This window comes from Bradyrhizobium sp. CCBAU 53351, from assembly GCF_015291745.1.
Taxonomy (GTDB): Bacteria; Pseudomonadota; Alphaproteobacteria; order Rhizobiales; family Xanthobacteraceae; genus Bradyrhizobium.
In genome coordinates this window covers 5094075-5112381 of record NZ_CP030059.1, presented here as the reverse complement: position 1 = coordinate 5112381, position 18307 = coordinate 5094075, and the positions used below count along the sequence as shown (strand labels likewise).

Below are 18307 nucleotides of genomic sequence, written 5' to 3'. Positions count from 1 at the left end.
GACACCTCCTAAAACTGGACAAAAGCCCGCTTTGCAGACCGCGCGGCCGATTCGTATCCGGTTCAAGAGGAAGACTCGCCAATGTCCAACATCGTTCTCTCGGCGTCCGTTCGCCAGAACCTGTTGTCGCTGCAGTCGACGGCCGACTTGCTGGCCACGACGCAGGAGCGGCTGTCGACCGGCAAGAAGGTCAACACCGCGCTCGACAATCCCACCAACTTCTTCACGGCGCAGGGGTTGGACAACCGGGCGAGCGACATCAGCAACCTGCTCGACGGCATCAATAACGGTGTCCAGGTGCTGCAGGCCGCCAACACCGGCATCACCTCGCTGCAGAAGCTGATCGACAGCGCGAAATCGATCGCCAACCAGGCGCTGCAGACCACGGTCGGCTACTCCACCAAGTCGAACGTCTCGACCACGATTCCCGGCGCGACGCCTGCCGACCTGCGCGGTACGACCTCCTATGCGAGCGCTACCGCCAAGAGCAACGTGCTTTATACCGGCGCCGCCGGCGGCGTGACCCCGGTTACGGGAACCGCCGCACTCGGCGCCTCGCTGGGCTCGAGCGCCGGCACGGTGGTCGGGTTCGCTGCGACCGCGGCTGACGGCACCACGGTACTCAGCGGCACCGCCACGCTCGTCGGCACAACCGCGTCCACCACCTTCGGCGCCGCGCCCGCCGACGGCGATACGATCACCGTGAACGGCAAATCCATCACCTTCCGCACCGGTATTGCCCCGAGCACGCAGCCGACCGGCTGGGGCCTCGACGCCAGCGGCCACATCGCCACGGACGGCAACGGCAATTCGATCGTCTACGAGGGAACGCCGACTGCGCCCGGTGCGACCATCAACGACGTCCTCACCGCGATCGACCTCGCCAGCGGCGTCAAGACTGCAACCATCAGCGCGAGCGCGGCGACCATCGCCATCAGCGGCGCGGCCGGACCCGTCGGCACGCTCCAGACGGCGTCATCCATCTCGGGCGGCGGCCAGATCACGCTGAAGAGCTCGACCGGCGCCGATCTCAGCCTGACCGGCAAGGCCGACTTTCTCAACAAGCTCGGTCTGACTGCGGCCACCGGCGCGGGCAATGCGAGCGTCACTGCGAACCGGTCGACGACCGCCGGCTCGCTCGGCACTCTCGTCCAGGACGGCTCGACGCTGAACATCGACGGCCACACCATCACCTTCAAGAACGCGCAGACGCCGCAATCGGCGGCGAGCGTGGCCACCGGCTATGGCGTCAGCGGCAACGTCGTCACCGACGGCAACGGCAACTCGACCGTCTATCTCCAGAGCGCGACGTTGACCGACCTGCTCAACTCGATCGACCTTGCCACCGGCGTCAAGACGGCCGGCATCTTCAACGGCGCGGCGACGCTGTCGACCACCGCGGGCCAGATCCCCTCGTCGGTCAACAGCAGCGGTCAGCTTGCGCTCTCCACCGGCATCAATTCCGACCTGTCGATCACCGGCACCGGCAATGCCCTGAGCGCCTTCGGCCTCAGCGGCAACACGGGAACGGCGACCGCCTTCACCGCGGCGCGCACCTCGGGCGTCGGCGGCGTCAGCGGCAAGACGCTGACCTTCTCGTCCTTCAACGGCGGTACGCCGGTCAACGTCACCTTCGGCGACGGCACCAACGGCACCGTCAAGACGCTCGATCAGCTGAACGTGCAATTGCAGGCGAACCACCTGACGGCGACGATCGATGCCAACGGCGTGCTGACGGTCACCACCGTCAACGAGTACGCGTCCTCGACCCTCGGTTCGACTGCTGCCGGCGGCGCGGTCGGTGGTACGCTCACCGGCGTGCTCGCTTTTACCACCGCGCAGCCACCGATCCAGGATCCCGTCGCGCAGACGGCGCGTTCGAGCCTGGTCAGCCAGTTCAACAACATCCTGGCGCAGATCGACACGACGTCGCAGGACTCGTCCTTCAACGGCATCAACCTGCTCAACGGCGATACGCTGAAGCTGGTCTTCAACGAGACCGGCAGCTCCACGCTCGGCATCAACGGCGTCGTGTTCAACGCGGCGGGTCTCGGTCTCAGCAATCTCGTTCCCGGTACGGACTTCATCGACAACGGCGCCACCAACAAGGTGCTGGCCAGCCTGAATGCCGCCTCGAGCAGGCTGCGCTCGGAGGGCTCTTCGCTCGGTTCGAATCTCTCGATCGTGCAGGTGCGTCAGGACTTCTCCAAGAACCTGATCAACGTGCTGCAGACCGGCTCGTCCAACCTGACGCTCGCCGACACCAACGAGGAAGCGGCCAACAGCCAGGCGCTGTCGACCCGCCAGTCGATCGCGGTCTCCGCGCTGTCGCTGGCCAACCAGTCGCAGCAGAGCGTGCTGCAGCTGCTCCGCTAATTTCGAGCGCCAGGCTCGCTCTTCGAGATTTCGCGGCGGGGCTAACGCCCCGCCGTTCTTTTGAGGGAGATCGCTAAGACAGGATTAGCTGAGATCAGCACGCCTCGCGCGAAGCGCGTTTACATCGTGCGTGCGTGGATCTAGCGTTGCGCTGACGAAGAGCTCCGCGACCCGTAATTATCCGGAGTGCTTCCAAGCACACACGTAAGCAAATCTTAAGCGGTGCTGCCTAGGGTTGGGAAAGAAATCCTTAAGCGCTTACAACGCGCTAGGTAACCTCCAGGGTGTGATTGATGTCGAATTCCGCTGCCTCGGCTTATGCGCGTGTTGCAACGACCACCGCATCTCCTCGCGACATCGAGGCGCAGACTCTGCTGAAGGCCGCGAACAAGCTCCAGGATGCGGTGAACAATGCCGATCCGCTCAGCGAGCAGACCATGCAGGCCCTGATGTTCAACCGCAAGCTCTGGACCATCTTTCTGAGCGAGGCGATGCGCGACAACAACCCGCAGCCGATCGACGTCCGGCAGAAGATCGCCAACATCAGCGTGTTCGTGCTGAGCCAGACCGCCGCGCTCCAGATGAGCCCGCAGTTCGATCACTTCCGTCCGCTGATCGAGATCAACCGCAACATCGCCGCGGGCCTGTCCGGACGGCCGTGACGGGAACTCGTGATGGTCGACGTCACGAGCATTGGACTTGTCGTCTTTCAGCAATGACAATTTGACGCTGACCGGTGCCGGTCAGACGCAGGGCAGAACATCGTCACCGATCCCGCGATCGCGACGCGTGATCGTCAGGCGCTGACATCCGTGCTGAGCGGACGCGAGGGCTGGGACTTCAGATCCTCTGCGTGGAAATAGGCTCGCCGGCGCAGCATCGCTTCGTCGGGGAACTGATTGACCACCGCGTCGGTCCTGTCGTTGACGACCTGGAAGACGAAGGATGCGGCCGCCTGGTCGAACACGACTTGGCGCGAGATGTTCTCGTGGTTCGGCAGATCATTGCGCACGGGCGCGCTCGTATCCGCCGCGGCGACCGTCTGGCTCACCGGAAGATCAGTTTGCACAGCCTCGTTCGCCGCCACGCTGGACGTCGTTACGATCTGCACGGGGGCCGGGATCCCCACCGGCCTGATGCTGAAATCTGTACTCATGGCAGCCTCCTGGTTGCCTCACGTGAGTCAAATCCCAACCCCTCTCATAACGCAACCATGGAACACCAGGACTGAAGACCCGGTAAGGAAACGTGCCTAACCGCGCGACGAAATCGCCGCGCGGTTTTTCGTAAAATTGTCGGTTGTTTTCGCGTGCGCTCAGAGCGAGCGGCTGACCGCGAGCGGGGTGATGTGGCGCGGGCCTGGAGCTGCGCGACGACCTGCGGCCGTATAGGTATTCGGCACGTTGCGCTTCTGGATCTCGGCATTGACGCCGCGCACGACGCTTTCGGAAACCGCGTGCGCGGTCGCGAGCACGGTGAGATTGACCTGGAGCATCGCGCGGAATGCATCGTGGTGGCGGTGCAGCGTCGAGAGCAGCTCCGGCGCGGACTTCGCGAGTTGAGGCTGATTGGCCTTCAGCTGGCTGACGGCACCGACATAGTTTCGCGAGAGCTCCTGCTTCTTGCTCTCGAGCATCATCGCCTCGCGAACCTTGCCGGCGCGAACCAGCTCGGTCTCGCGCTCGATCAGTCCGAGCAGGGCGCTCATCGCATCCATCAGGTCTTCGGCGAGCTTGCGCGCCTCGGCGCTGCCGGGCGCGGTGTTCGGACGCTGGGCCTGCATCGGCTGACGTGAGGCGTTGAAATGGTTCATCTCGATTGACCTTATGCCGTGCGGATCGTTTTCGTCTGCTGCATGATGAGGGTGCGGTAGACTTCGCTGGCGATGCCGACGCCGCCGGCATTGGCGAAGGTCTTGGAATATTGCTCGGTCAGCATCGAGCGCCACACGCCGGTGCCGGGCGTATCGCCGAACGGGCCTTCGCCCTTCAGGCCCGACGTCATCTGCGAGAACATGCTGTTGAGGAACATCGCCTCGAAATCGGTGGCCGTCTTCTGCGCCTTGGCCTGCTGCTTCGGCGAGACCTTTTGCAGAGCGCTAGCGAGATCGAAATCGGGCCGGCCGTTGCGGCTCTCGACCGAGAAGGCCGAGGAGTTGGCGACACGCGGGGTGTTGATCGTGCTGGTCTGCATCACATCACCTCGATGTCGGCTTCGATGGCGCCGGCTGCCTTGATCGCCTGGAGGATGCTGATCATGTCGCGCGGGCCGATGCCGAGGCCGTTGAGGCCGTCGACGAGCTGCTGGAGCGAGACGCCGTCCTTGACCACGGCCAGCTTCTTGCCGTCCTCGGTGACCGTGACGCTGCTGCGTGGCGCGACCACGGTTCGGCCGCGCGACAGCGGGTTGGGCTGGCTGACCTGGGGGCTCTCGGAGATGGTGACGGTGAGGTTGCCCTGCGCCACCGCGACGGTGGCGACGCGGACGTCGCGGCCCATCACGATGATGCCGCTGCGTTCGTCGATGATGATCTTGGCGGCCAGATCGGGATCGACCTGCAGCTGCTCGATCTCGGTGAGGAACGCGACGACGTTGCCCTTGAACTCCGGCGGGATCGAGAGCTGCACCGTCGAGGGATCGATCGGTTCGGCGGACTTCACGCCGAGATAGTCGTTGATGGCGGCCGCGATACGCTTGGCGGTGGTGAAGTCGGCGTTGCGCAGCGCCAGGCGCACGTTCGGCAGGCGATTGAGCGCGAATTCGATCTCGCGCTCGATGATGGCGCCGTTCGCGATGCGTCCCACGGTCGGAACGCCGCGCACGATCTTGGCCGCCTCGCCCTCGGCCTGGAAGCCGGAGATCGCGAGCGAGCCCTGCGCCACCGCGTAGACATTGCCGTCGGCGCCTAACAGGGGGGTGACGAGCAGGGTGCCGCCCTGGAGGTTCTTGGCATCGCCGAGCGCGGAGACGGTGACGTCCATGCGCGTGCCCTGGGTGGCGAACGCCGGCAGATTGCCCGTGACCATCACGGCGGCGACGTTGCCGGTGCGGATGGTGGCGCCGCGGATGTTGACGCCCATGCGCTCGAGCATCGCCTGCAGCGACTGCTTGGTGAAGGGGATGTTGTTGAGCGTGTCGCCGGTGCCGTTGAGGCCGACGACGAGGCCGTAGCCGATGAGCTGGTTCTGCCGCACGCCCTCGATGTTGGCGAGGTCCTTGATGCGCGAGGTCGCAGCCGCCGGCGCGACCGAGAGCGCAAGCGCCGATAGCGCAGCGCAGGCCACCCCAACAATCCTCACCCAACGAACGCCTGACATCCCCTGCTCCCCAAAGGTCCCTAAAAGGGGCGCCTCAAATCGGAAAGACCTGCACGACACTCCCATGACGAGCTGGTCCGACGCTGTCCTTGCGAGGGCTGTGCCAACCCAGGCCGGCGAGGCTAGGTGGCTGAATAGGTTGAATAAATCTGTCTCGACCGGTGTCAGCCCGGCGTTCGCCCTGAGGAGCGAAAATGCCGCCTGTCGGCAGATTTTGCCGGGCCGTTTACGCGCCGTTAACCATAAGACGGCGAAGGTGAGGCATCGATCACCCGGATTCCTTCCGATGCGCATCTACGGACCGAATGGCACCACGCTTGGAACGCCGGCCAGCCAGGCCAGGCGGACCGGCTCCGGCACCTTCGTGCTGCCCGACGCCTCGTCGGCGCAGGAGACGCGGAGCGCCGCCGCACCGAAGGCTGCCGCCAACATCGACGGGCTGCTTGCCTTGCAAGGTGTCGAGGAGGATCCGGTCGAGCGTCGCAAGCGCTCGGTCACGCGCGGCAGGACCGCGCTCGACGTGCTCGACGATCTCAAGATGGGCTTGTTGTCCGGCAATCTCGACGCCTCGACCGTAATGCGGCTGCGGGATGCCGCGGCGAATCTGAAATCGTCCTCGGGCGATGCGGGTCTCGATGCGGTGCTTGCCGAGATCGAGCTGCGCGTCGAGGTCGAACTGGCGAAGGCCGGGCAGGCGTAACCTCCCGCCGCGCCTATGCCGCTTCCTCCTTCTGCTGCGCATCGTAGCGGCGCTGGGCGGCGAGAACGTCTTTCAGATTCTGCTCGGCCCAATCGCGCAGCGGATCAACGGCGCCGGCGAGCGTCAGCCCGAGCTGCGTGATCGAATACTCCACCGTCACGGGTACGGTCGCGATGGCGTGGCGCTTGAGTAGGCCGTCGCGTTCGAGCGATTTGAGAACCTGGCTCAGCATCTTCTGCGAAATGCCTTCGATCGTGCGGCGCAGCTGATTGAAGCGCATCGGCTCCTCGCGCAGCAGCAGGAGGATCAGCACCGCCCATTTGTCGCCGACGCGGTCGAGGATCTGGCGGGTGGGGCAGTTTGCTGCGTAGACGTCGGGTTTCATCGTCGGTCCTCGGAGTTCGTTCGGTCGCTTGCGGTCCGGGCGTCGGTCGGGAGGGCGCTGGGTGAAGCGCCCGGGTTACCCCCGCGTAATCAGGTAAGCACAAAGTGCTCTCTTAACACCAGCATTCTTTTTGATATCTAGTCGCTATTGGTTACCACAGAATCGAAGGAGCCTTCCATGAAAATCGCAGTTGCCGGAGCCTCGGGCCGGGCCGGGTCGGAGATCACCAAGGAACTGTCCCGCCGCGGCCACGCGGTCACCGCCATCGCCCGGAACCCGGAGAACATCGCGGCGCTGCCGAACGTCACGCCGACCAAGGGAGACGTGCTCGACCAGGCCGGCCTTGCCAAGCTGTGGGCCGGCCACGACGTCGCTGTGAGTTCCGTGCACTTCCTGGCCAGCGACGCGCGCAAGCTGATCGGTGCCGCGAAGGACGCCAAGGTTGGCCGTTATCTCGTGGTCGGCGGTGCCGGCAGTCTCGAGGTCGCGCCGGGCGTGAAGCTGGTCACGACTCCCAATTTTCCGGCCCAGTACAAGGCGGAAGCCGAGGCAGGCTCGGCCTTCCTCGACCTGTTGCGGCAGGACAAGGAGCTGAACTGGACCTTCATTTCGCCGTCCGCGCTGTTCGTCGAGGGGGAACGCACGGGCAAGTTCCGGCTCGGGACCGATCAGCTTCTCGCAGATGCGAACGGCAAGAGCTGGATCACGTTCGCCGACTACGCCATTGCGCTCGCCGACGAGATCGAGCGGCCGGCCCATCTGCGGCAGCGTTTCACGGTCGGATACTAGGCCTTCCGGCGCCCCCGGGCCCTCCAGGATAAACCTTCCTGTGCAAGGGCTTGGGGGTGCCGGCCGGACCTTCAGGGAAAGATTGTCTGTCACAGGAGGCCGCTATATAACGCCCCGCTCAACGGACCCCGTTTCCGTTGCGAGTCGTTGCTTAGACAGATAGGCCGCCCTTGGAAAAGTTGAAAAACTACCGACCGACCGAAAAAGAGCCTTTCATGAACGACCGGCAGAAGGAGTACTTCCGTTTGAAGCTCCTTGCCTGGAAGGATGAGATCCTCAAAGAGTCCAAGCTCACCCTGCAGGCTCTGCAGGAGGAGAACGTGAACCACCCCGATCTCGCCGATCGGGCATCGTCCGAAACCGACCGCGCCATCGAACTCCGCGCCCGCGACCGCCAGCGCAAGTTGATCGCCAAGATCGACGCCGCGCTCCAGCGCATCGAGGACAACACCTACGGCTATTGCGAGGACACCGGCGAGCCGATCTCGTTGAAGCGGCTCGAGGCCCGGCCCATCGCGACGCTCTCGGTGGAAGCGCAGGAGCGCCACGAGAAACGCGAGAAGGTCTATCGCGACGAATAGAGACGGAGCCGCAGCGATGCGGCTCTTTTGTTTTTGTGGCGTAAGGTGCGCTGTTTCGCGCCGCGCTCGGCGTTTGCCTGCCGCTTGAATGCCGCCTCTCCGGCGCGTAGATTCGCGCCGCCATGATGATTTGCACTCTCAACATCGCATCGGTCTTCTTCCTGGGTTGAGCGCAGGCGCCTCCGCCGCGGAGGCATTGCGTCCCGCGAGCCCGGCTTGCGGATTCCCCACCGATCGACCCAGCCGGTTCCGCAGCGAGCGGACCATGAGGGCTGGGCGAGGCATCGAGAGATCATCATGACCGCCGTTCCCCGCGCGTTGGACGACGCGCAAATTGCCCAATTCATCCGCGACGGCTTTGTCCGGATCGACAATGCTTTCCCCCGTGAGCTCGCCGAGGCGGCCCGCGCCATCATGTGGCGCGATCTGCCGTGCAGCGAGCACGACCCCGCGAGTTGGACCCGGCCCGTGGTGCGGCTGCCCTATTATGGCGACCCGCCGTTCCGCGATGCCATCAACACCGCATTGCTCCATACGGCCTTCGACCAGATCGTCGGGCAGGGGCGATGGCGGCCGCGGCGCGACATTGGCACCTTTCCGGTGCGCTTCCCGCATCCGGACGATCCGGGCGACGCCGGCTGGCACGTCGATCTCAGCTTTCCCGGCGAGGATGACAACCCAAACGAAGCGCAGGATCACATGGCCTGGCGCGTCAATGTCACCTCGCGCGGGCGGGCGTTGCTGCTGCTGTTCCTGTTCTCCGACATCGGTGACGACGATGCGCCGACGCGGATCCGGGTCGGCTCGCATCTGCCGATGGCGCGCTATTTGGCACCGGCCGGCGATGCGGGGCGAGCGCACATGATGCTGGAGGAGATGGGGGCCGATTGTCCGGTTGCCCTTGCGACCGGTGCGGCCGGCACGGTCTATCTCTGCCATCCCTTCCTGGTTCATGCCGCGCAGAAGCATCAGGGAACGCGACCGCGCTTCCTGGCGCAGCCGCCGCTGCATCTCGCCGAGCCATACCGGCTGGAGCGAAGCGAGGGCGACTACTCGCCGGTCGAGGTCGCCATCCGCATCGCACTCGGACGCAATTGAGGGACGGGATCTCGTTGCTCTCAGCGTTGTGGCGCGTTCCCTGTGCCACAACGCCCCTATCGTGTGACGACGGTTGGTTTGATCGCGAAAAATGAATCGCGATCAATGGGCTAGAGTCAAATCCTCCGTGCTCACGTGAGTTCGCATGAGAAAAAGCTTTCACTTCAGGTGCGGGCCGTTTTGCGAGTCGCATCAAGGAGATCGACCGGCATCTTGAGACGGCGGCGCAGCGGCTTCACGCATCGCTGCAATCAGGGATCTCGTACCGCGCGGGCGCGTAGACCTGCCGCGTGGCTCCATAAAGACCGGACCAACTCAATTTTTTCTTAAGCGGCGGGCTCCCCCCGTAATCGACCCGGCCGAGCGCCGAGCGGCGCTTGTCAGGCCCGGGTTGGAATGCTGAAGTGTCGCCCACAATTGCGTAGCGTGGGAGGCGGCGCCGATGGACAAGATTCTCGCAGCCGCGAAGGCAATCGCGCTGGCGCGCCGCAACCATGCGCCGCTTGCGGCGCTGGAACGTCCGCCGAGGGATGAAGCCGAAGGCTATCAGGTCCAGCGTGCGCTGCATGATCTGCTGCTGGCGCATGCCGGGCCGCTGGTCGGCTACAAGATCGGCTGCACCAGCCAGGTGATGCAGGACTATATCGGCATCCCCCACCCCTGTGGCGGCGGCGTGTTCCAGAAGGGCGTGCATGACAGCGGGGCCAAGCTCGCCGCCTCGAACTATGTCCGGGTCGGCGTTGAATGCGAGATCGCGGTCCGGCTGAAGCGCGACCTTGCCGCCGGCGAGGCGCCGTTCACGGCCGAATGGGTCGGCGAGGCCGTTGAAAGCTATCAGCCCGCCATCGAGATCGTCGACGACCGCTATGTGAAGTGGGAGACCATGGGCGCCCCGACCCTGATCGCCGACGATTTCTTCGCCGCCGGCTGCGTGCTGGGCCCGTCGGTTCCGCGCTCGTCCGTGCCGGACCTGAAGGCGGTCAAGGGCCGCGCCATCGTCAACGGCGAGGAGGTCAGCCAGGGCACCGGCGCCGACGTGCTCGGCCATCCCCACAACGCGCTCGCCTGGCTCGCCAACCATCTCGCCGCCGAGGGCAAGGGACTGCACGCGGGGCAGCTCGTGCTCACCGGCAGCCTGGTCAAGACGCTGTGGCTGAAGGCCGGCGACAAGGTGCGGATGGAGCTGGACGGGCTCGGCGTGGTGGAGGCGGAGTTTACCTGAGGGGCAGAAGTCGCTTCGGCGTCATTGCGGAGTCGGCGCAGCCGCGTCGATATACGGGCCGGACCTGCGACCGCGCGATGACCACTGCTCAAAATACATGCGGCCCTCGCCAGGGGAGCTAGCGAGGGCCGCGTTGTACATCGTCGTTCGCGCCTAGGTTCGCGAACACGATGTGGGAGCTCGGGAGAATTTAGAAGGGCAGCAGCACGTCCATGACTTGCTGGCCGTAGCGCGGCTGCTGCACGTCCATGATCTGGCCGCGGCCGCCATAGGCGATGCGGGCCTGCGCGATCTTGGTGGAATCGATGGTGTTGTCGCTCTGGATGTCCTCGGGGCGGACGATGCCGGCGACCACGAGCTCGCGGATCTCGTAGTTGACGCGGATCTCCTGCTTGCCCTCGACCACGAGATTGCCGTTCGGCAGCACTTGGGTGACGACCGCGGCGACGTTGGTCTGCAAGGCTTCCGTACGGTTGACCGAGCCCTTGCCGTCGCTGGAGGCGGAGGAGTCCGCCGTGAGGATGCGACCGGGCAGCACTTTTTGCGCCTGCGCGCCGAGCGTCTTGGCGCCGATGAAGTCGGTGATGCCGGAATCTTCCGAATTGGTGCGGCTGCGCTGGGTCTCGTTGGCGATGTTGGCCTTGTCCGTGATGTTGACCGTCACGGTCAGGAGGTCGCCGACCTGGCGGGCGCGCTGGTCCTTGAAGAAGGCGCGGCTGCCGTTGCGCCACAGCGAGTTCGGATTGTAGGAGGCGACTTCCGGCTTCGGCATCGGCATCTGCACCGGCTTGTAGCCGGGCTGCGTCGTCGGATTGTCAATCGCCGACAGCTTCGGCTGCTCGCCGATCTGCGACAGGCGGTCGATCGAGGAGCAGCCGCCCAGCGCGCAGGAGGTCAGCAGCAGGGCACAGATCGCGATGCGACGAAGACGGTAAGCCGAACTGAACGAGGACATGACGAACTCTTACTTTGCTTGAGCTTGCGAGACGCGAGCTTGCGGGATCTGGGCTTCTGCGATCTGGGCGGGCGAGGCGGGGGCCTGCACCAGGTTCCGCAGGAGTGCTGCGGTGTCGACGGGGGCCGGCGCTTCATCGCGCTTGAGCGAGGAGGTCTGCTCGACCGCGGGCGCCATCGGCGCGGACTGGCTCGCGCCCTGGATCGTCACCTGGCCACGGCCGGTGACGACCCCGGTCAGGGTGCGCTTGGATTGCAGATTGAGGACGCTGACGGTGTCGCCCTCGGCGCCGCTCTCGATCGCCTTGCCGCGTGTGGTGAGGTAGAGGCCCGGCGCCTGGAAGATGACGGTCACGGCCTGGTCGCGCACAACGAAATCGGGCTTGACGACGTCGGCGGCACGAAGCGGCGTGCCCGCCCGCATCGCCCGGCGCAGCTGCATGCCGACGCTGCGATCGCGCGAGGCCGGCTCGCCGGTGACCTCGGCCTTCGGCCGGCGCTCCAGCGCGACGTCGGAGGCCTTCAGCGTGTCGGTACGGTCGATGTCGCGCGTCAGCACGGCCACTTCCACCGTTTCGATCGCGGTGCCCGAGAAGCGCAGCTTGGTCGGGCTCGGATTGTTGTCGTTGGCGATCTCGAAGGCGATGTCGAAGCGGCCGCTGCGCGCGTCGTAGCGGGTCGCGACCGGCTGCAGCGCGCCGCTGTTGGAGGCATCCAGCCGCATTTCGGCACCGCCGCGGTCGAACGTGACGGTGATGTTGGCGGCGTCCCCGAGGCCGAAGCGGCGCTCGAGTGCCGAAGCGACCGCGTTCTCGATATCCTTGCTCGCGAGCGTGCGGGCGAGGCGGGTGACCTGGACCTCCTTGATGTCGCCGGTCATCACGCCGATCACCTGCTTGGCACGGAGCACGCTCAGGACGTGCGCGACCGGCAGCGCGCCGGTGGTGCCGAGATCGGGCGAGCGGTAGACCGGGATCAGCGCGGCCGATCCGGCATTGTCGATGAGATCGCCGACCCGCACCACGTCCGAGGTCACGGTGACGCTTGCGCGCAGTGTCGGCGAGGCGATGAAATCGTCCGCGGCGGCTGCCGGCAAGGCCAGCGCGAGCAGGGTGGAGATCGTGGCGAGTGTGGCGCGGATCATCGTCATTGCTTCAGTGTCATTGCTTCAGACTTGGCCTCAGCGGAACAGCGCCGTGGTCGATTGCATCATCTGGTCGGCGGCGCTGATCACCTTGGCGTTCATCTCGTAGGCGCGCTGGGCGGCGATCAGGTCGCTCATCTCCGACACGACGTCGACATTGGCCTGCTCGAGGCTGCCTTGCGTGATGTTCCCGTAGCCTTCCGCGCTCGCCGTGCCGTCCTGGGGCGGGCCGGAGGAGGGCGTCTCGACGAACTGATTGTTGCCGACCGGCTGCAGGCCCGCCTTGTTGATGAAGCGGGTCAGGCCGAGCTGGCCCTGGATGGTGGAGGTCGACGAGCCCGGCAGCGTCACCGAAACCTGGCCCTGCACGTTGACCGTGAGGCCCGAGGCGTTTTGCGGGATCGTGATCGTCGGCTGCACCGGGTTGCCCTGCGCAGTGACGACGCGGCCCTGATTGTCCATCTGGAAGGTGCCGTCGCGGGTGTACTGGTAGCTGCCGTCGGGCATCAGGATCTTGAAAAAGCCTTCGCCCGAGATCGCAAGGTCGAGATCGTTGCCGGTCTGCGACAGCGTGCCCTGCGTCATGCTGCGCGGCGTGCCGACGGTCTTGACGCCGCCGCCGATGTCGACGCCGACGGGCAGGATGGTGCCCTGGTCCGAGGCCTGCGCGCCGACGCGGCGCACGTGCTCGTAGATCAGATCCTGGAATGCCGCGGTCTGCTTCTTGAAGCCGGTGGTGCGCAGGTTGGCGATGTTGTTGGAGATCACCTGAACGTTGAGTTCCTGTGCCGCCATTCCGGTCGCTGCGGTGTGAAGTGCCTGCATCTCAGTTCTCCCTCAATCAGGCCGGAACGTCGGCGAGCTTTTCGATCGCCGATTTGTGGAGGTCGCTCTGCTGCTGCAGCAGATTGGCGATGGCGGTGTAGCTGCGCATGACTTCGACCATGCGGGTCATCTCGCCGACCGAATTCACGTTCGACTTCTCGATGTAACCCTGCTCCACGGTGGACTTGGTGGCGGGCTGCACGGTCGCGGAGCCGGTGTCATAGAGATTGGCGCCGAGCTTGGTCAGCTTGGCCGGATTGTCGAACGACACCATCTTGATCTTGCCGCGGATCGAGTCGGTCTTCGCCGTGCCCTCGAGCACCGTGATGGTGCCGTCGGGGGCGATGTTGATGTCGTGGTCGGTCGGCTGGAAGGTGATCGGGCCACCGGTGCCGAGCACGAGGTTGCCGTCGGAGGTCACGAGCTGGCCGGTCGAGTTGAGCGAGAACTTGCCGTCGCGGGTGTAGCGCTCGCCGCCATTGACCTGCACGGCGAAATAGGCGTCGCCGCTGATCGCCATGTCGAGCGGGTTCTTGGTCATCTCCATCGGCCCCGGGCCGACGTCGCGGAAGGTGCCGCGGTCCTGCACATAGGAGACCCGGCGGTCGGCGCCGATGAAATTGTCCTCGCGTGCGTTCGAGTTGAGAAACTCCTCGAACTGCGAATGATCGGCCTTGAAGCCGTTGGTGTTGGCATTGGCGACGTTGTTGGCGATGACATCCATCTGCCGTTCCAACGTCATCTGCCGTGACAGGCCGATCAGAAGCGCGTTCTGCATCGGAAATCTCCCCTGAGTGAGGCCTGCCATTTCGCTCTCCCAAGCGCCTTGGCCGCCCCCGTGAACGAGACCTTCAGGTTCTCCCAAACCTTGGGGTCTCGGCCCTCTCTCAGCGAAAGCCGTGCCAACTCGGAAAATTGTGTTATTTCAATTGTTTGGCGATTTTCGAGGGGTCCGGGAGGGCGGCAGAAAGGTTCTGTTAGCCATGTCTGCCCGGCAGATTTTTCCTAGCGGAAGCCCAATTGAAAGATTCCGTTAACCATTATTACCGTAGCGTTTGCCATGAAGAGGAGCGCATTGCGCCGGGGCATTTGTATCGCGTCACTGTCTTGAGGCTTCGCTCTTTCGACCCCTTTCAGAGATCCGGGCGCGGCGACCATGGCAGAGAATGAAGCAGAAGGCGGCGCAGCCGCCGAAGGCGCGGAAGCCGCTCCGCCCAAGAACAAGCTGAAGCTCATCATCATGGCCGTCGGCCTGCTCGCAATCCTCGGCGGCGGTGCTGCGACCTGGTTCTTCTTCTTCCGCCACGGCGACGACGAGCATCATGCCGAGGCCGCGCCGCCGCCGAAGCCGCCGGCCTTCGTCGACGTCCCCGACATGATGGTCAACCTCGCCGGTGCGCCGGGCGAGCGCGTGCAATATCTGCGGCTGAAGATCGTGCTGGAGCTGAAGGAAGAGAAGCAAATCGAGGCGATCAAGCCGACGATGCCGCGCGTCACCGACATCTTCCAGACCTATGTGCGCGAGCTGCGCCCCTCCGACCTCAACGGTTCCGCCGGCATCTTCCGCCTCAAGGAGGAGCTGACCAAGCGCGTCAACGCGGCGGTCGCCCCGATTCAGGTCAGCGCGGTGCTGTTCAAGGAAGTCGTGGTCCAGTGATGGCGCTGCGGGAGGCAATGGGCTAGCGTCATGGCCGGCAACGAGCAAATGGACCAGGATGCGATTGCCGCCCAATGGGAGGCGTCGCTCGATTCCGAGGATCCCGCGGAGGCCGCAAAGGCTGCCGCCGAAAATGAATTGTCGGAGACCATGGCCCTGCAATGGGCGGCCATGGTCGAGGACGGCAGCCGCGACCTCGGCAGCGGCAAGAACTCCGGCGAGCGGGTGCTGTCGCAGGAGGAGATCGACAATCTCCTCGGCTTCACCGTCGGCGACGTCACGCTCGACGACCATTCCGGCATTCGCGCCATCATCGATTCGGCGATGGTCTCCTACGAGCGTCTGCCGATGCTCGAAATCGTCTTCGACCGCCTGGTGCGGTTGATGACGACGTCCTTGCGCAATTTCACCTCCGACAACGTCGAAGTCTCGCTCGACCGCATCACCTCGGTGCGCTTCGGCGACTACATGAATTCGATCCCGCTGCCCGCCGTCCTCACCGTCTTCAAGGCCGAGGAGTGGGAAAACTTCGGCATGGCGACGGTCGATTCCAACCTGATCTATTCGATGATCGACGTGCTGCTCGGCGGCCGCCGCGGCACCAGCCAGCTCCGCATCGAGGGCCGGCCCTACACCACGATCGAGACCGAGCTGGTCAAGCGGCTGGTCGAGGTGGTGCTGGCCGACGCCGAGCAGGCGTTCCGGCCGCTGTCGCCGGTGACCTTCACGATCGACCGGCTCGAGACCAACCCGCGTTTCGCCGCGATCAGCCGTCCCGCCAATGCCGCGATCCTGGTGCGCCTGCGCATCGACATGGAAGACCGCGGCGGCAACATCGAACTGCTGCTGCCTTACGCGACCATCGAGCCGATCCGGGGCGTCCTGCTCCAGATGTTCATGGGCGAAAAATTCGGCCGCGACCCGGTCTGGGAAGGCCATTTCGCCACCGAGATCGTGCAGGCCGAGATCGCCGTCGATGCCGTGCTCTACGAGGCCGACATCCCGCTCAAGCAGCTGATGCGGCTCAAGGTCGGCGACACGCTGCCGCTGGACATGCGTGCGGATGCCAACGTCACCGTGCGCTGCGGCGACGTCACGCTGACCGAGGGGCGGATGGGCCGGGTCGGCGACCGCGTCGCGATCCGCGTGACGAAACCCTTGCGCAAGCCAAGTACGACACTTGCGATGTTCGAGAAGGTGGACGAGCAGAACAAGATGATGGAGGCCCCATGAACCACTCCCTGGGAATGGCGATCGAGACGCTGGTGGCTATCCTGCTGATGCTGACGATCGTCTATTGCGTCATGCTCAACAAGCGGCTGACGCGGCTGAAGGCGGACGAGCATTCGCTGAAGGCGGTGATCGGCGAGTTGATCACGGCGACAGAGATCGCCGAGCGCGCGATCGGCGGGCTGAAGCTCGCCGTGCGCGACGTCAACGAGAACCTCGGCAGCCAGCTCGCCGCGGCGACGCAGATGTCGGACCAGCTCCACAAGCAGCTCGGCGAAGCCGACAACGTGGTGCGGCGGCTGTCCAAGATCGCGATCGCCGCGCGCCCCGTCGCCGGCCCCGAAACGGTCGTCGCGCCCGCAGCCAAGCCATCGACGGCGAAGGCGGTGGCGGCGGCCGCCGAAGCCTTCTCCGAGCGCCGGCGATCCAACGGGCTTGCCGCATGAAATCCTTGCCGCATGAAGCCAGGATATGAAATCCTTTCGTAACATCCGCGTCATTCCGGTCGTCCTGGTTGCCGTCGCTGGCCTCGCCACGCTGAAGGTCGCGGGCCTCGTGATCAATGGCGGCTATGTCTTCGACTACAAGCCGAACCAGACCAAGAAGTCCTGGGCGCAGGAGAACCTGAACTTCCCGACCGGCCGCGAGGAACCCGAGATCATCACCGGCTCGACCCATGGCGCGCCGAAGGAGGCACCGAAGCCCGCCGCGCCCGAGACCAAGCCGGAAGGCACCGTGGTCAAGGTCGAGGAGGGCCAGCCGCAGGTCTCGGCCTCCGAGCGCGCGATCCTCGAGCGGTTGCAGGCGCGCCGCCAGGAGATCGAGGCCCGTCAGCGCGAGATCGACATCCGCGAAAGCCTGCTCAAATCGGCCGAGAAGCGCATCGAAGGCAAGGTCGAGGAGATGAAGGCGGTGGAAACCCGCATCTCCGCGACGCAGGCCGAGCAGAAGGCCGCCGAAGCCCAGCGCATGAAGGGCCTCGTCACCATGTACGAGGGCATGAAGCCCAAGGACGCCGCGCGGGTGTTCGACCGCCTCGAGATGGGCGTGCTGATCGAGATCGCCTCGGCGATCGCGCCGCGGAAGATGTCGGACATCATGGGACTGATGTCGCCGGAAGCGGCGGAGAAGCTGACGGTCGAGATGGCCCGCCGCGCCAATGGCGGCGGCGATCAGTCCGCCTCGGCCGCCGAGCTGCCCAAGATCGAGGGCAAGCCGACGCAAAAGCCGAATTGAGGGCACAAGGCGAACAGAGCTAGCGCGACCGGACGCGTTGCAGCGTGGTCGTTCGACTGGAGCCCAACAAGAGCCTTGCGTGCCTAAATCGCGAAGACCTGTTGCACCCTGCGAACAGGCGGGCGCAACTGCTTCTCCACCCGAGGAAGAGTATCTAGCTGCTGCTTGATCAGCTGCGCCTCTGTGACGCGAGTCACGAGCTGCAGGGTGCTATGGCAACAGGAGCACTCAAATGTTTTCAGGGCGTATCCGCTGGCGATCGGAACGATCGCTACGACCGCTCTTGCCCTGCTACACACAATGCAACCGGCTTCTCCGTTCATTGATTACCCCCCAAAAGCTAACCAATGCGATTCGCATCGCCGAGGTCACATCTGATTCAGAGTCGCGCGCGAACCGCAACGTGCCGAAGGTTGTGAGAGCGCGCGCCCAGCAACTCGATCGAACTCCCGCGGCGGATGCAGTCGAACCAGGCGGCACCCTCTGGGACTGCGATGAGTTGACGCGCGCAGGTGTGAAGTGGCGTACAGTTGCGCTCAAGCCGCGGTCCTACGCTTCGGCCGTTCGCAATCGGCAGCGCAGGAGGAGGCCATGAACTACTCGTCCGCAGCGGAGCGCGTCATTGAGGCCGTCAACCGGCTGCTCATAGCGGCGATGACATCAGCGTGGACGTCCGCCCTTAGCCATCAGCATGTAGCGCCGCCAGAAGTTGACGACGGTAACGATGATGGATCTCCCCTCGGCGTACAGAACTCCTCGGCGCCAGAAGGCGCCGACAAGCAACACTGAAGAC

The 18307-nt window shown here is 64.9% G+C and carries 21 protein-coding genes; 12 read left to right on the top strand and 9 right to left on the bottom strand.

The window, feature by feature from the left end:
- Positions 1-81: 81 nt before the first annotated feature.
- Both XH83_RS24370 and flaF read left to right on the top strand, forming a co-directional pair.
- Positions 82-2376, top strand: coding sequence for a DUF1522 domain-containing protein (locus tag XH83_RS24370; protein WP_194403247.1), 2295 nt, complete (start codon positions 82-84; stop codon positions 2374-2376).
- 293 nt (positions 2377-2669) lie between these two features.
- Positions 2670-3038 carry a flagellar biosynthesis regulator FlaF gene (gene flaF / locus XH83_RS24365; RefSeq protein ID WP_008554779.1) on the top strand — a complete coding sequence of 123 codons (369 nt, stop codon included), beginning with the start codon at positions 2670-2672 and terminating at the stop codon, positions 3036-3038.
- A gap of 134 nt (positions 3039-3172) precedes the next feature.
- Here flaF and XH83_RS24360 read toward each other — a convergent pair whose 3' ends face one another.
- The 4 genes from XH83_RS24360 to XH83_RS24345 all read right to left on the bottom strand — a co-directional run bounded on the left by XH83_RS24360 (position 3173) and on the right by XH83_RS24345 (position 5693).
- Positions 3173-3532: a hypothetical protein gene (locus XH83_RS24360; protein ID WP_194403246.1), complete on the bottom strand. Its 360-nt coding sequence runs from the start codon at positions 3530-3532 to the stop codon at positions 3173-3175.
- Between the two features lie 159 nt (positions 3533-3691).
- On the bottom strand, positions 3692-4189 hold the full coding sequence (locus XH83_RS24355) for a hypothetical protein (RefSeq protein ID WP_194403245.1): 498 nt from the start codon (positions 4187-4189) through the stop codon (positions 3692-3694).
- An 11-nt stretch (positions 4190-4200) separates the two neighbouring features.
- Positions 4201-4569, bottom strand: coding sequence for a flagellar assembly peptidoglycan hydrolase FlgJ (flgJ, locus tag XH83_RS24350; RefSeq protein ID WP_194403244.1), 369 nt, complete (start codon positions 4567-4569; stop codon positions 4201-4203).
- On the bottom strand, positions 4569-5693 hold the full coding sequence (locus XH83_RS24345) for a flagellar basal body P-ring protein FlgI (protein WP_194403243.1): 1125 nt from the start codon (positions 5691-5693) through the stop codon (positions 4569-4571). Before XH83_RS24345 ends, flgJ begins: the two co-directional genes overlap by 1 nt.
- Before the next feature lie 286 nt (positions 5694-5979).
- Between XH83_RS24345 and XH83_RS24340 the strand changes: the two genes are divergently transcribed.
- Positions 5980-6393: a flagellar assembly protein FliX gene (locus XH83_RS24340; protein WP_194403242.1), complete on the top strand. Its 414-nt coding sequence runs from the start codon at positions 5980-5982 to the stop codon at positions 6391-6393.
- 13 nt (positions 6394-6406) lie between these two features.
- Here the strand turns inward: XH83_RS24340 and XH83_RS24335 are convergent, their stop codons facing one another.
- A complete protein-coding gene (locus XH83_RS24335) occupies positions 6407-6778 on the bottom strand; it encodes a helix-turn-helix domain-containing protein (RefSeq protein WP_128917938.1) in 372 nt (123 codons plus the stop codon).
- A 177-nt stretch (positions 6779-6955) separates the two neighbouring features.
- Between XH83_RS24335 and XH83_RS24330 the strand changes: the two genes are divergently transcribed.
- The 4 genes from XH83_RS24330 to XH83_RS24315 all read left to right on the top strand — a co-directional run bounded on the left by XH83_RS24330 (position 6956) and on the right by XH83_RS24315 (position 10468).
- Positions 6956-7567, top strand: a complete 612-nt coding sequence (locus XH83_RS24330; RefSeq protein ID WP_194403241.1) for an NAD(P)-dependent oxidoreductase — start codon at positions 6956-6958, stop codon at positions 7565-7567.
- Between the two features lie 215 nt (positions 7568-7782).
- On the top strand, positions 7783-8148 hold the full coding sequence (gene dksA, locus XH83_RS24325; protein WP_008554760.1) for an RNA polymerase-binding protein DksA: 366 nt from the start codon (positions 7783-7785) through the stop codon (positions 8146-8148).
- Between the two features lie 297 nt (positions 8149-8445).
- Positions 8446-9246: a phytanoyl-CoA dioxygenase family protein gene (locus XH83_RS24320; RefSeq protein WP_194403240.1), complete on the top strand. Its 801-nt coding sequence runs from the start codon at positions 8446-8448 to the stop codon at positions 9244-9246.
- Between the two features lie 442 nt (positions 9247-9688).
- Positions 9689-10468: a 2-keto-4-pentenoate hydratase gene (locus XH83_RS24315; protein WP_194403239.1), complete on the top strand. Its 780-nt coding sequence runs from the start codon at positions 9689-9691 to the stop codon at positions 10466-10468.
- A gap of 190 nt (positions 10469-10658) precedes the next feature.
- Here XH83_RS24315 and flgH read toward each other — a convergent pair whose 3' ends face one another.
- The 4 genes from flgH to flgF are packed head-to-tail and all read right to left on the bottom strand — an operon-like array spanning position 10659 to position 14169.
- Entirely contained in the window at positions 10659-11423 is a 765-nt protein-coding gene (gene flgH, locus XH83_RS24310; RefSeq protein ID WP_194403238.1) for a flagellar basal body L-ring protein FlgH, read from the bottom strand.
- Between the two features lie 9 nt (positions 11424-11432).
- Positions 11433-12566: a flagellar basal body P-ring formation chaperone FlgA gene (gene flgA / locus XH83_RS24305; protein ID WP_194403237.1), complete on the bottom strand. Its 1134-nt coding sequence runs from the start codon at positions 12564-12566 to the stop codon at positions 11433-11435.
- A 36-nt stretch (positions 12567-12602) separates the two neighbouring features.
- Positions 12603-13391, bottom strand: a complete 789-nt coding sequence (gene flgG / locus XH83_RS24300; RefSeq protein ID WP_194403236.1) for a flagellar basal-body rod protein FlgG — start codon at positions 13389-13391, stop codon at positions 12603-12605.
- 16 nt (positions 13392-13407) lie between these two features.
- A complete protein-coding gene (gene flgF, locus XH83_RS24295) occupies positions 13408-14169 on the bottom strand; it encodes a flagellar basal-body rod protein FlgF (RefSeq protein WP_194403235.1) in 762 nt (253 codons plus the stop codon).
- A 378-nt stretch (positions 14170-14547) separates the two neighbouring features.
- Here flgF and fliL point away from each other — a divergent pair, with 378 nt between their 5' ends.
- The 5 genes from fliL (at position 14548) to XH83_RS24270 (ending at position 18303) form a co-directional block, all read left to right on the top strand.
- Positions 14548-15048, top strand: a complete 501-nt coding sequence (gene fliL, locus XH83_RS24290; RefSeq protein WP_194403234.1) for a flagellar basal body-associated protein FliL — start codon at positions 14548-14550, stop codon at positions 15046-15048.
- A gap of 30 nt (positions 15049-15078) precedes the next feature.
- Positions 15079-16281, top strand: a complete 1203-nt coding sequence (gene fliM / locus XH83_RS24285; protein ID WP_018321852.1) for a flagellar motor switch protein FliM — start codon at positions 15079-15081, stop codon at positions 16279-16281.
- The gene (locus XH83_RS24280) at positions 16278-16724 is read left to right on the top strand and encodes a DUF6468 domain-containing protein (protein WP_194403233.1); all 447 of its coding nucleotides are present in this window, start codon (positions 16278-16280) and stop codon (positions 16722-16724) included. Before fliM ends, XH83_RS24280 begins: the two co-directional genes overlap by 4 nt.
- A 25-nt stretch (positions 16725-16749) precedes the next feature.
- Positions 16750-17514 (top strand): MotE family protein, encoded by a 765-nt coding sequence (locus XH83_RS24275; RefSeq protein ID WP_194403232.1) that lies wholly within the window; start codon positions 16750-16752, stop codon positions 17512-17514.
- 591 nt (positions 17515-18105) lie between these two features.
- Positions 18106-18303 (top strand): hypothetical protein, encoded by a 198-nt coding sequence (locus XH83_RS24270; protein WP_194403231.1) that lies wholly within the window; start codon positions 18106-18108, stop codon positions 18301-18303.
- Positions 18304-18307: the final 4 nt, after the last annotated feature.